The organism is Cupriavidus sp. 09_S30 (assembly GCF_056930435.1).
Genome location: NZ_JBXOWI010000001.1, coordinates 1,388,066 through 1,399,865 on the forward strand (window position 1 = coordinate 1,388,066; position 11,800 = coordinate 1,399,865).

13 protein-coding genes are annotated in these 11,800 nt (G+C 66.8%); 7 read left to right on the forward strand and 6 right to left on the reverse strand.

Annotated features, from left to right (window positions below):
• Nucleotides 1-35: 35 nt before the first annotated feature.
• The 3 genes from AC1Z3O_RS06670 (at nt 36) to pbpG (ending at nt 2,733) form a co-directional block, all read left to right on the forward strand.
• On the forward strand, nt 36-494 hold the full coding sequence (locus AC1Z3O_RS06670; protein ID WP_483514564.1) for an acyl-CoA thioesterase: 459 nt from the start codon (nt 36-38) through the stop codon (nt 492-494).
• A gap of 86 nt (nt 495-580) precedes the next feature.
• Nucleotides 581-1,288: a nitroreductase gene (locus tag AC1Z3O_RS06675; protein ID WP_483517529.1), complete on the forward strand. Its 708-nt coding sequence runs from the start codon at nt 581-583 to the stop codon at nt 1,286-1,288.
• A gap of 272 nt (nt 1,289-1,560) precedes the next feature.
• Complete coding sequence (gene pbpG, locus AC1Z3O_RS06680) at nt 1,561-2,733, forward strand: D-alanyl-D-alanine endopeptidase (RefSeq protein WP_483514566.1); 1,173 nt, start codon at nt 1,561-1,563, stop codon at nt 2,731-2,733.
• Nucleotides 2,734-2,865: 132 nt separating this feature from the next.
• Here pbpG and AC1Z3O_RS06685 read toward each other — a convergent pair whose 3' ends face one another.
• Together AC1Z3O_RS06685 and AC1Z3O_RS06690 are read right to left on the reverse strand one after the other, a co-directional pair.
• The gene (locus tag AC1Z3O_RS06685; RefSeq protein ID WP_483514567.1) at nt 2,866-4,278 is read right to left on the reverse strand and encodes an FAD-binding oxidoreductase; all 1,413 of its coding nucleotides are present in this window, start codon (nt 4,276-4,278) and stop codon (nt 2,866-2,868) included.
• A gap of 69 nt (nt 4,279-4,347) precedes the next feature.
• Complete coding sequence (locus tag AC1Z3O_RS06690) at nt 4,348-5,082, reverse strand: FadR/GntR family transcriptional regulator (RefSeq protein WP_483514569.1); 735 nt, start codon at nt 5,080-5,082, stop codon at nt 4,348-4,350.
• Nucleotides 5,083-5,127: 45 nt separating this feature from the next.
• Between AC1Z3O_RS06690 and AC1Z3O_RS06695 the strand changes: the two genes are divergently transcribed.
• Nucleotides 5,128-5,322: a hypothetical protein gene (locus AC1Z3O_RS06695; protein WP_483514570.1), complete on the forward strand. Its 195-nt coding sequence runs from the start codon at nt 5,128-5,130 to the stop codon at nt 5,320-5,322.
• Here the strand turns inward: AC1Z3O_RS06695 and AC1Z3O_RS06700 are convergent.
• On the reverse strand, nt 5,298-6,083 hold the full coding sequence (locus AC1Z3O_RS06700) for an IclR family transcriptional regulator (RefSeq protein WP_483514572.1): 786 nt from the start codon (nt 6,081-6,083) through the stop codon (nt 5,298-5,300). The two genes, AC1Z3O_RS06695 and AC1Z3O_RS06700, sit on opposite strands and share 25 nt — an antisense overlap.
• A gap of 219 nt (nt 6,084-6,302) precedes the next feature.
• On the opposite strand from AC1Z3O_RS06700, the gene AC1Z3O_RS06705 reads away from it, so the two are divergent.
• Genes AC1Z3O_RS06705 through AC1Z3O_RS06715 form a run of 3 tightly spaced genes read left to right on the forward strand, consistent with a single transcriptional unit; the run spans nt 6,303 to nt 8,766 of the window.
• A complete protein-coding gene (locus tag AC1Z3O_RS06705) occupies nt 6,303-7,028 on the forward strand; it encodes a (Fe-S)-binding protein (protein ID WP_483514574.1) in 726 nt (241 codons plus the stop codon).
• A gap of 44 nt (nt 7,029-7,072) precedes the next feature.
• A complete protein-coding gene (locus tag AC1Z3O_RS06710; RefSeq protein ID WP_483514575.1) occupies nt 7,073-8,485 on the forward strand; it encodes a LutB/LldF family L-lactate oxidation iron-sulfur protein in 1,413 nt (470 codons plus the stop codon).
• Nucleotides 8,482-8,766: a hypothetical protein gene (locus AC1Z3O_RS06715; RefSeq protein WP_483514577.1), complete on the forward strand. Its 285-nt coding sequence runs from the start codon at nt 8,482-8,484 to the stop codon at nt 8,764-8,766. The genes AC1Z3O_RS06710 and AC1Z3O_RS06715 overlap by 4 nt, the downstream gene beginning before the upstream one ends.
• Before the next feature lie 166 nt (nt 8,767-8,932).
• On the opposite strand, the gene AC1Z3O_RS06720 is transcribed toward AC1Z3O_RS06715, so the two are convergent.
• The 3 genes from AC1Z3O_RS06720 to AC1Z3O_RS06730 all read right to left on the reverse strand — a co-directional run bounded on the left by AC1Z3O_RS06720 (nt 8,933) and on the right by AC1Z3O_RS06730 (nt 11,757).
• A complete protein-coding gene (locus AC1Z3O_RS06720; protein WP_483514579.1) occupies nt 8,933-9,727 on the reverse strand; it encodes an ABC transporter ATP-binding protein in 795 nt (264 codons plus the stop codon).
• Between the two features lies 1 nt (nt 9,728).
• The gene (locus AC1Z3O_RS06725) at nt 9,729-10,625 is read right to left on the reverse strand and encodes an ABC transporter permease (protein WP_483514581.1); all 897 of its coding nucleotides are present in this window, start codon (nt 10,623-10,625) and stop codon (nt 9,729-9,731) included.
• A gap of 160 nt (nt 10,626-10,785) precedes the next feature.
• Nucleotides 10,786-11,757 carry an ABC transporter substrate-binding protein gene (locus AC1Z3O_RS06730; protein WP_483514583.1) on the reverse strand — a complete coding sequence of 324 codons (972 nt, stop codon included), beginning with the start codon at nt 11,755-11,757 and terminating at the stop codon, nt 10,786-10,788.
• Nucleotides 11,758-11,800 lie beyond the last annotated feature (43 nt).

The following is an 11,800-nucleotide window of genomic DNA, read 5'->3' on the forward strand; positions in this document are numbered from 1 at the left end:
CCGAACCCGCCATCGATTCGTTCAGCCCGCCATCCATGAAACCGCAAGCCGAGCACCGCAGCGCCTATCGTCATTTCCTTTCCATCCCCACGCGCTGGATGGACAATGACGTCTACGGCCACGTGAACAACGTGGTGTACTACAGCTACTTCGACACGGTGGTGAACCGCTACCTGATCGAACAAGGTGTGCTGGACCCGGCCGACGGCGAGACCATCGGCCTGGTCATCGAGACGCAATGCAACTATTTCGACTCGCTCAGTTTTCCCGATACGGTGGTTGCGGGCCTGCGGGTGGCGCGGCTGGGCAACACCAGCGTGCGCTACGAGGTCGGGCTGTTCCGCGGCGAGGCACAGACGGCGGCCGCGCAAGGACACTTTGTCCATGTCTACGTCGACCGGGATACGCGCCGGCCGGTCCCGCTGCCGGATGCGCTGCGCCGCGCGCTCGCACCCTTGCACGCCCGGCCGGCCGAGGCCGTCGGGCTGGCATGAATGGGCGTGCCCGCGAACGGACAGGGGGGCAGGGGAGACGCGATGGTCGATGAGGTGAACAAGCAGTGAAGAAAGAAGCAAAGTCCATGGATCCGCAGGCCCGCCCGCTGGATGAGGCGGCCGTCGTCGATCGGGCCATCCTGACACGGCGCTCGGTGCGCGCCTTCCTCGATACGCCCGTGCCGCGCAAGATGGTGGAGGATATCCTGGGCGTCGCCAGCCGCTCGCCGTCCGGCACCAATACGCAGCCCTGGCATGTCTACGTGCTGACCGGCGATGCCAAGGCGCGCCTGTGCACTGACCTGCTGGCCGCTTATGACGACCCGGAGCGAGACAGCAAGTATTTCGAGGAGTATCCCTATTACCCGCGCGAGTGGGCCGATCCCTACCTCGAGCGCCGCCGCAAGGTTGGCTGGGACCTGTACAAGCTGCTGCAGATCAGCCGCGAGGACAAGGCGCGCATGCACGAGCAGCACGCGCGCAACTTCCTCTTCTTCGGCGCGCCGGTCGGCCTGATCTTCACCATCGACCGCATCATGGAGCAGGGCAGCTGGCTGGATTACGGCATGTTCTTGCAGAGCATCATGATCGCGGCGCGCGCGCGAGGCCTGGATACCTGCCCGCAAGCAGCGTTCACGCGCTTCCATCGCATCATCGACTCCCACCTTCGGCTGACGACCGACGAGATGGTGGTATGCGGCATGTCCCTTGGCTATGCTGATCCTGTGGCGCCCGAAAATCAGCTCAGCACGGAACGTGAACCGGTAAGCGGGTTCGCGCGTTTCCTCAGTTGAGACCGTAGGGAGGGCAGTAAGGTCGGGGAAGACCGTGTCGGCTTCCTCGCTCTATTTATGTTTGTGGCGCCGTTCGATGACGGGGCGCGGCGGCTACCCGATGGGAGCCGGCGTGGGTCGGCAAGTACTTGAAGTGTCGTGTGTGCAGCACTTCCCGCAGTGTGGAAATGTCTGCAAACCGAACTTTAAGGAGCGAACGTAAGTCTCTAATCTTGCTAACAATTTCAATTTTTCCTAAACTGGCGCCATCCTTGATGCGCGCAGAACGAATCATGTCCCGGTCTGATTCCCCATTGCTGAGATTCTTCGGCATCACCTCGCTTTCTTCCGCCGCCACTGCCGTGATGGTGTCTGCGTCTCTGCTTGCCGCGCCTGTTGTGCAAGCCGCCGACGCAGGAACGTCCGGCAAGACCAGTAAGACGGCCAAGAAGACTGCCAAGAGTGCGAAGAAAACCACCGCCAAAGCGGAAACCACGTCACGCAAGGTGATCGTGCTGAAGAATGGCAAGCGCCATGTTGTGGCGGAGCGCCATGCTGCCCCGGTGCGTGCCGCGTTCATTCCGGCCAAGCCTTCGATGGGCGAGGCGCTCGGCCTGCGCGACACCGCCGACGCCCTGGCCCTGCGCTCCAGCGTGGCGCTGGTGATGGACCAGGATACCAATGAGGTCCTGTTCCAGAAGAACCCCTCCGCGGTGCTGCCCATCGCCTCGATCACCAAGCTGATGACGGCGATGGTGGTGATGGATGCGCGCCAGCCGATGGATGAGATGCTGACCATCACCGAGGAAGACCGCGATACCGAGAAGCACAGCGGCTCGCGGCTGCGTTTCGGTGCGCAGCTCAGCCGCCAGGAAATGCTGCTGCTGGCGCTGATGTCTTCCGAGAACCGCGCCGCCTCGGCGCTCGGCCGCAATTATCCGGGCGGCCTGCCGGCCTTCGTGCAGGCGATGAACCGCAAGGCGCGCGAACTGGGCATGAACGACACCCACTATGTCGATTCGAACGGCCTGTCGAGCAGCAATGTCTCCAGCGCGATGGACCTGGCTCGCCTGGTCAATGCCGCCTACCGCAACCCGACCATCCGTGAGTTCTCTACCCAGACCGAGCACGAGGTCAATGTGCTGGGCCGCCCGCTGCACTATGTCAGCACCAACCGCCTGGTGCGCGGCGGCAACTGGGAGATCGGCCTGCAGAAGACCGGCTTCATCAGCGAGGCCGGCCAGTGCCTGGTGATGCAGGCGCGCGTGCATGGGCGCAATGTCGTCATGGTGTTCCTGGATTCGGTCGGCAAGCTGTCCCGCTTTGCCGATGCCACCCGCGTGCGCGATTGGCTGGAGCATTCTCCTTCGGGCCAGCCCCGCCCCTTTCCCGCCTCGCCCAATCTGACCCAGGGCCCGACTACGCCGCAGGCCGTCCTGGCCTCGCAGCAGCCGCGGGGTACCTGATCCGGGTCGGATTCCAACGGGCGGAATCAAAAAAGAACGCGCCGGCATGCCGGCGCGTTTTTATTTTGGCGTGCCCGAGCGGCCCGCGTGCCGGCAAGGCGGCGCCGGAAGGGCGCCGCCTTGCCGCCCTGATTAGAGCAGCTTGCCCGGATTCATGATGCCGGCGGGGTCGAAGACCCGCTTGATCTCGCGCATCAGGCGCAATTCCAGCGGGTCCTTGCTGCGCAGGAAGTCATCGCGCTTGAGCTGGCCGATGCCGTGTTCCGCGCTGATGCTGCCGCCGTAGCGCACGACCTCGTCGATCACCTCTGCCGATACCGCCTTGCCGTGGCGGGCGGCCCATTCGGCGGGAGCGCCGGCGGGGCGCGACAGGTTGTAGTGCAGGTTGCCGTCGCCGAAGTGGCCGAAGACGAAGGGGCGGATGCTCGGGTCCAGCCTGGCGAGGCGCTGCGCCATGCTGTCCATGAAGGCTGGGATCTGCTCGATCGGCAGCGAGACATCGTGCTTCAGGTGCGGGCCGTCGGCGCGCTGTGCCTCGGAAATCTCCTCGCGCAGCTTCCACAGGGCCTGCAATTGCGCCAGCGAAGCCGAGACGGCGGCATCCAGGCACAGCCCGTCCTCTAGCGCGGCGCCGATCACCTCTTCGAGCAGGGCATTCAGGCCGGCCTCGTCGGCCGTGTCCGCCAGTTCCATCAGCACATAGCCGGGATAGCGCTGCGCGAACGGCTCCTGCACACCCTCGGCGTGGGTCAGCACCAGGCCGACGCAATCGCCGGTGAAGTATTCGTAGGCCTGCAGCCGGGCACCGCAGCGCGCGTAGAGGTGTTCGAACAGCGCCAGCGACTGCGCCGGCGACTCCACGGCGGCCAGCACCACACAGCGCACGTCGGTGCGCGGCAGCAGGCGCAGCGCGGCGGCGGTGATCACGCCCAGCGTACCTTCCGATCCGATCAGCAGCTGCTTCAGGTCATAGCCGGTGTTGTCCTTGCGCAGGGTGCGCAGGCCGTGGAAGACCTCGCCGGTGGGCAGCACCGCCTCCACCCCGAGCACCAGCTCGCGTGTCATGCCGTAGCGCACGACGTTGACGCCGCCGGCGTTGGTGGCGAGGTTGCCCCCGATCTGGCAGGAGTCTTCCGCCGCCAGGCTCAGCGGCAGCAGTCGATGCTCGGCTTCGGCGGCGCGGCGCAGGTTGCCCAGGATGCAGCCGGCTTCCGCCACCATGGTGTTGGCGACGGTGTCGATCGAGCGGATGGTGTTCATGCGGTCCAGGCTCAACACCACGTTGCGGGCACCGCCATCGGGTGTGGCGCCGCCGCACAGCCCTGTGTTGCCGCCGCGCGGCACCACCGGCACGGCGGCCTGCTGGCATAGCGCGAGCGCGCGAGAGACTTCCTCAACGCGGCGGGGACGCACCACCGCCTGGGCCTGGCCACGGTAGAGGCCTCGCCAGTCGGCAAGCCAGGGAGCGATATCGTCCGGATTGGTCGCCACCACGTCGTGGCCGAGCGTTTCGACGAGGCGGGAGAGAAAGTCGTCAGGATGCATGGTGTGGCAGTGGCAATGAAGAATCGGTCAGGAAGGCGCCGGGCAGGGCCCATTGGCGCCCGCGGGGGTTCAGCCGGCGGCCGGTGCCGGGGCTGGCTGGCCGCCGACGGTTTCGAGGTGCAGGCCGAGCCGGGCTGCCGCGCCGCGCAGATGGGCCTCGGCCGCGGCGCGTGCGCGGCAGGCATCGCCGGCCAGGATGGCGGCGAACAGTGCCTCGTGCTCCTCGTGCACCTGCTCAGCCAGTCCGGCCTGGCGCAAGGTGTTGCTGCGGGCAGCCTGGACGGCCTCGTGCAACTGCACGTTCAGGTATTGCAGCAGCTGCTGGTAGTACTTGTTGTGGGTGGCCGTGGCCACGGCGATATGAAAGGCCGTGTCGAGATCGGCGGCAGGCTGTGGCTCGTGCAGCCGCTGGCGCAGGCGCTGCAGCAGGGCGGACAGGGTGTCCAGGTCCTGTGGCGTGCGGCGCGCGGCTGCCAGCGCGGCGGCCGCGCCTTCCAGTTCCAGGCGCAGTTCGTAGAGGCTGGTCAGTTCCGCGCGGTCCACCGCGAGTTGCGCTGGCAGCCGGAACCCAGCGGTGCCGGTGCGTGCGCGCACCGTGCTGCCCAGGCCCTGGCGGCTTTCGACCAGGCCCTGGGAGCGCAGATGCTCGGTGACTTCGCGGATCACCGCTGCACTGACGCCGAAACGCTCCGCCAGTTGCCGCCCGGTGGGCAGCCTGCTGCCGATCGGATAGTCGCCGCGCGCGATTTCCGCGCTCAGTTGCTGGGCGACCTGTTCGGTAAGGGTGACGGCTCGTGTACGCATGCCAACGATTATATGCTTTGAAGGTTATCTGAAAACTAAGGGTAAATGCTTAGTTTTGCAGAGCGAGGCGCGGAAGGTCTCGCCGACCAGGCCAACCTGAGCCGCACCACCAAGCGGATCACAGGCTTCCCGCCGGGCGAGTTCGCCCGGCGCTTCGTCGAGGACGGGTTCTTCTGCTTGTACCGGGTGGATATGACGGACGCCGGCGCTGGCGCTCAGGCGGCTTCTTCCGCCGTGTAGCCCATGCCGCGCGAGATCTGCAGCGCGGTGTCCTTCAGGTTCTGCAGCCAGCTTTCCTGCAGGCGGTCGGCCGGTGCCGACAGCGACAGCCCGGCGATCAGCCGGCGCGAGTCGTCGTAGATGCCGGCGGCGATGCAGCGCACGCCCAGTTCCAGCTCCTCGTTGTCGCGCGCATAGCCGTTGCTGCGCACCCAGTTCAGCTCGCGTTCGAGCTTGGGCAGGTCGGTGATCGAGGTGCGGGTGTGTCCGGCCAGGCCCGTGCGGGTGGCATAGCTGCGCACGCGTGTGGCCTCGTCGGCGGCAAGGAAGAGCTTGCCGACGGAGGTCAGGTGCAGCGGGGCGCGGCCGCCGATGGCGCGCACCACCTGCATGCCGGAGCGCTCGCTGTAGGCGCGCTCGATATAGACGATCTCGTCGCCCTGGCGTACCGACAGGTTGACGGTCTGGCCGGTCACGCGATGCAGCGCGCGCATCGGCGCCAGCGCGGCTTCGCGCACCGAGAGCCGGGCCTTGACCAGGTTGCCCAGTTCCAGCAGCCGCATGCCGAGACGGTAGCTGCCGGGGTCAGAGCGGTCGACAAAGCGGCAGGCCACCATGTCGTTGAGGATGCGGTGGGCGGTGGAGGGGTGCAGGCCGGTGGTCAGCGACAGCTCCTTGAGGCTGACCGGGTCTGCGTGCTGGGCGAGCGCGTCCAGCAGGGTCATCATGCGTTCGATAACCTGGATCGAGGTCTTTCCAGGTGCTTTGTCGGCGTCTGACATGGGGAAATGTTGCCCTGCGGCGAATTAAGCGTCTGCCTGATTCTATCTCGCATCGTGAAAATTTCAATACGTGAAATGCAATTTCTGCGCGACTGCATCAAATCTGGCTTATCTTGCGGGCATCTGGCCGGCATCTGCGGGCGCCGCAGCGAGGATGTGCGCCAGCCGAGGCGCATGAGCGCATAATTGCGGGGTTTCGGGTCTCGAAGAAGGGAAACAATGCGAGTCGGACTGTTCGCCACCTGCCTGGTGGATCTCATGCGCCCAGAGATCGGGTTTTCGGTGCTCAAGCTGCTGGAGAAGGCGGGCTGCGAGGTGATGGTGCCCGAGGCGCAGACCTGCTGCGGCCAGCCGGCCTACAACTCGGGCGAGCGCGCCGGCGCGCGCGACCTGGCCGAGAAGTTCCTGCGCGAATTCGAGATGTTCGACTACGTGGTGGTGCCCTCGGGCTCCTGCGCCGGCATGATCCGCCAGCACTACGGCGACCTGCTGCGCGACGACCCCGAGCTCAACGGCCGTTACGAGCGGCTGCGCGAAAGGGTCTACGAACTGACCGATTTCCTGGTCAACGTGGTGAAGCTGGAGACGCTGGACTCTGCCTTCTCCGGCCGCGTGACCTATCACGATTCCTGCTCCGGGCTGCGCGAGCTCGGGGTCAAGGCCCAGCCGCGCGCGCTGCTGGGCAAGCTGCCTGGCGTGCAGCTGACCGAGATGAAGGACTGTGAGGCCTGCTGCGGTTTCGGCGGCACCTTCTCGGTCAAGTACGGCAACATCTCCACGGCCATCGTCGACGAGAAGTGCGCCAACATCAAGGACAGCGGCGCGGATGCCGTCGTGCTCGGCGACCTGGGCTGCATGCTCAATATCGAAGGCCGCCTGCGGCGCACCGGCGACGCGCGCACGCGCGTGCTGCATATCGCCCAGGTGCTGGCAGGCGACGCCTGAACGGCGGCGGACCCAGACAGGCAAGAAGCGGAGGCCACCACCCGATGCAAGTACACAGCATGGAATTCAAGGCGCGCGCCGGCCAGAAGCTGGCTGACCAGCGCCTGCAGCAGAACCTGAAGAAGCTCTCCACCAAGTTCGTCACGGCGCGCGCCGAGGCCATCCACGACATCGATTTCGACGCCACGCGCGCCGCGCTCAAGGAGCGCCGCAACCGCGCCCTGGAGAACCTCGACGTCTGGCTGGCGACCTTCGAGGAGAACGCCACGCGGCGCGGCGCCACCGTGCTGTTCGCCGAAACCACCGCCGATGCCGCGCGCCTGGTGGCGGAGATAGCGCAGAAGCACGGCGTCAAGAAGGTCATCAAGAGCAAGTCGATGGTGACCGAGGAAATGCGCCTGAACCAGGTGCTCGGCGAGATGGGCGTACAGAGCATCGAGACCGACCTGGGCGAGTACATCCTGCAGATCAATGACTCGGAGCCGCCTTCGCACATCATTGCGCCGGTGGTGCACAAGGACAAGGACGAGATTGCCGACCTGTTCGCCAAGGTCCACCACAAGCCGCGGCTGACGGAGATTCCGGACATGACGCGCGAGGCGCGCGAGGTGCTGCGCCCCGAGTTCCTGTCGGCCGACATGGGCGTGACCGGCGGCAACTTCATCATCGCCGAGACCGGCTCGGTGGCGGTGGTCACCAACGAAGGCAACGAAGGCATGTGCACCGTGATGCCGCGCGTGCACGTGGCCGTGACCGGCATCGAGAAGGTGCTGCCCACGCTGGAGGACCTGGCCACGGTGATGCGGTTGCTGCCGCGCTCGGCCACCGGCCAGGCCATCTCCAACTACTTCTCGCTGCTGACCGGGCCGCGCGCCGAGGGCGAGCGCGACGGTCCCGAGCACATGTACTTCGTGCTGGTCGACGGCGGCCGCGCGGGACTGATCGGCGGGGAGTTCCAGGAGATGCTGCGCTGCATCCGATGCGGCGCCTGCATGAACCACTGCCCCGTCTACCAGAAGATCGGCGGCCACGCCTACGGCTGGGTCTACCCGGGTCCGATGGGCAGTGTGCTGACGCCGAGCTACGTGGGGCTTGCCAATGCCGTGGACCTGCCGCAGGCGGCCACGCTGTGTGGCGAGTGCAACCGTGTATGCCCGGCCTCGATTCCCCTGTCGGACCTGCTGCGCAAGCTGCGCGAAAAGCAGATGGAGCGGGGCCTGCGTCCCTGGCAGGAGCGTGTTGCGCTGCAGGCCTGGGCCTACGTCGCACGCCGCCCGGCACTCTATGCGCTGGCCACGCGTATCGGCGCGCGTGTGCTGGCGCGCATGGGCGGCAGCGGCAAGATGATCTCCAGCCTGCCGCTGGCCGGGGCCGGCTGGACCGATACGCGCGACATGCCGGCGCCCAGCGGGCGCACGTTCCGCGAACTGTACAAGGAAAGGAGGGCGCGCTCATGAGCGGCACCACTGGAAACCCCGCCAACGCGGCAGCATTGGCGACCATGCGCGCCGCGCTGGAACAGCACCTGTCCGGCAGCCTCGCCGCCGACGGACTGGTGCGCGGCTGGCGCGAGGCGGCGTCGGGCCTGAGCCTGCCGCCGATGTTCGGCCAGGCGATGGAGGAGCTGCTGCGCCGGCTGGAGATGTCGGCCGTGTTCGCGCAGGACAGCTGTTCCTTCTCCAGCAGCGCCGTCACTGATCAGCTAAAGCGCTGGCTCGACAAGGCGGGGCAGCAGTAGGCGGTAAGCGCTGTAAGTGTCATAAGCGCCGGCAGGCAGCGGACGCTGCTGCCGGCATCAGTTGCGCGGCCGTCCAGGCATCCGGAGCGGATCCCGTGCCGGACGTGAAAACGCCCGCGGGCCGGAGCCGCGCGGGCGCAGTATGTGCCGGTCCGGAGCCGGCCGCTCAGCCCAGCAGCAGGGCGTCGTCGTCGAGCTGCTCGTGGCGGGTCTGCTCGAACATGCGCAGCAGGTCGGGCACATCCAGGCCGCGGCGCTTCTCGCCGGACACGTCCAGTACCACCTGGCCCTGGTGCAGCATCACCGTGCGCTGGCCGTAGTCCAGCGCCTGGCGCATGCTGTGGGTCACCATCATGGTGGTCAGCTTGCTTTCCTCCACGATGCGGGCGGTCAGTTCCAGCACGAAGGCTGCGGTCTTCGGGTCCAGCGCCGCGGTGTGCTCATCGAGCAGCAGGATGCGCGAGGGCTGCAGCGATGCCATCAGCAGGCTCACAGCCTGGCGCTGGCCGCCGGACAGCAGGCCGATGCGGTCGGTCAGGCGGTTCTCCAGCCCCAGGTTGAGCAGGCGCAGCTTGTCGCGGAACAGCTCGCGCGACTGGCGGTTCAGCGCCGCGCGGAAGCCGCGCTTGCTGCCGCGCGCCATCGCCAGCGCCATGTTTTCTTCAATGGTCAGCGCCTCGCAGGTGCCGGCCATCGGATCCTGGAACACGCGTGCCACCAGGTGGGCGCGGTCCCAGGCGGGCTGGCGCGTGACGTCGTTGCCGTCGATGGTGATGCTGCCCGAGTCGACCATCTGGTCGCCGCTGACGGCGTTCAGGAAGGTGGACTTGCCGGCGCCGTTGGAGCCGATCACCGCCACGAACTGGCCGCCGGGAATCTCCAGGTTGAGACCGCGCAGGGCGCGCGTCTCGATCGGGGTGCCGGGATTGAAGGTGAGCTTCAGGTCTTTTGCGCGCAGCATCTCAGGCACCTCCGTTCTTGCGGCCGAACAGTTTCTTGCGGGTGGCGGGCAGCACCAGGGCGAAGGTCACCAGCGCGGCGGTCACCAGGTTCAGGTCCTGGGCCTTCAGGCCGATGAAGTCGCTGTTGAGCGCCAGCGCGATGAAGAAGCGGTACAGGATGGCGCCCAGCACCACGGCCAGCGTGGTCAGCACCAGCCGGCGCGCCGGCAGGATGGTTTCGCCGATGATCACGGCGGCCAGGCCGATCACGATGGTGCCGATGCCCATCGAGATGTCGGAGCCGCCCTGGGTCTGCGCGAACAGCGCGCCCGCCAGCGCCACCAGTCCGTTGGACAGCGCCATGCCGGCCAGCGTGGCGCGGCCGGTGGCGATGCCTTGGGAACGTGCCATGCGCGGGTTGGCGCCGGTGGCACGCATGGCCAGGCCGAGCTGCGAGGAGAAGAACCAGTCCAGGCCGACCTTGGCCACGATCACCACGACCAGCAGCAGCGCCGGGCGCAGCACGTAGTCAGGCAGCCAGTCGGGCTGCAGCATCGTGAAGACCGTCGGCTCGGTGATCAGCGGCACATTGGGACGGCCCATGATGCGCAGGTTGACCGAGTACAGCGCGATCATCATCAGGATACTGGCGAGCAGATCCATGATCTTCAGGCGCACATTGAGCCAGCCGGTGATCAGGCCCGCGACCGCGCCTGCGGCGATGGCCGCGACGGTGGACATGAAGGGGTCATGGCCGGCGGAGATCAGCGTGGCGGCCACGGCGCCGCCCAGCGGGAAGCTGCCGTCGACGGTCAGGTCGGGGAAGTTGAGGATGCGGAATGAAATCAGCACCCCGAGGGCGACCAGGCTGAAGATCAGGCCGATCTCCAGGGCGCCCAGAAGGGAAAAGAGGGACATTGGGGAAATCCTGTGACGAATTCCGGCGCGCTGGGCCGGAACCGGCCGGCGGTGGCGCAGCACCTGGATAAGCCGTGCGCCGCCGCCTGCCGGGATGGGCCGATAGGCCCGGGGGCGCTGGCCTGCCCGGCGCCGAGGCGCGGGCAGGGCGCGGCGGCATTTACTTGATGACTTCCTTCGCTTCCTTGACCAGGTCCTGCGACAGGGTGACACCTTGCTTCTCGGCGGCGCCCGTGTTGACGAACAGTTCCAGCTTGTCGCTGGTCTGCGAGGCGATCGTGCCCGGCTTTTCGCCCTTCAGGATGCGCACCACGACCTTGCCGGTCTGGTGGCCCAGGTCGCCGTAGTTGATGCCCAGGGCGGCGACGGCGCCACGCTTGACGCTGTCCGTGTCGGCCGCGACCAGCGGGATCTTGGACTCGTTGGCTACCTTGACCAGTGCCTCGTAGGCCGAGACCACGTTGTTGTCGGTATTGGTGTAGATCACGTCGACTTTGCCGATCAGGCTCTTGGCGGCCGGGCCGATGTCAACCGTGCGCGGTGCGGCGGCTTCCTTCAGCGTGATGCCATCCTTGGCCAGCAGGCCCTTCAGTTCCTTGACCACCACGACCGAGTTCGCCTCGCCCGGGTTGTACACCATGCCGACATTCTTGACCTTGGGCACGACGCGCTTGATCAGGGCGACCTGCTTGTCCAGCGGCAGCTTGTCCGACACGCCGGTCACGTTGGTGCCGGACGCGGTCCAGGCCTTGACCAGCTGGGCGGCGACCGGGTCGGTCACGCCCGAGTAGACGACCGGTACCGACTTCGTGGCGGCCACGACGGCTTGGGCCGACGGGGTGGCGATGGCCACGATCACGTCGGGCTGGTCGCCAACGAACTTGCGCGCGATCTGCGCGGCGGTGCCGGTATTGCCCTGGGCACTCTGGAATTCCCACTTCAGGTTCTTGTCGGCGTCGTAGCCAGCCGTCTTCAGTTCGGCGCGCACGCCGTCGCGGATGGCATCGAGGGCCGGGTGATCGACGATGGACAGCACCTTGACGCTCTGGGCCTGGACGGCACCGCCGTACATCACGGCCAGCGCGGCGGCAGCGCCAAGGATGGTCTTCGTGGTCGACTTGTAGCTCTTCATATTGTTTGATCTCCCCCTACATCACGTGGGTGGTAAGCGCCGC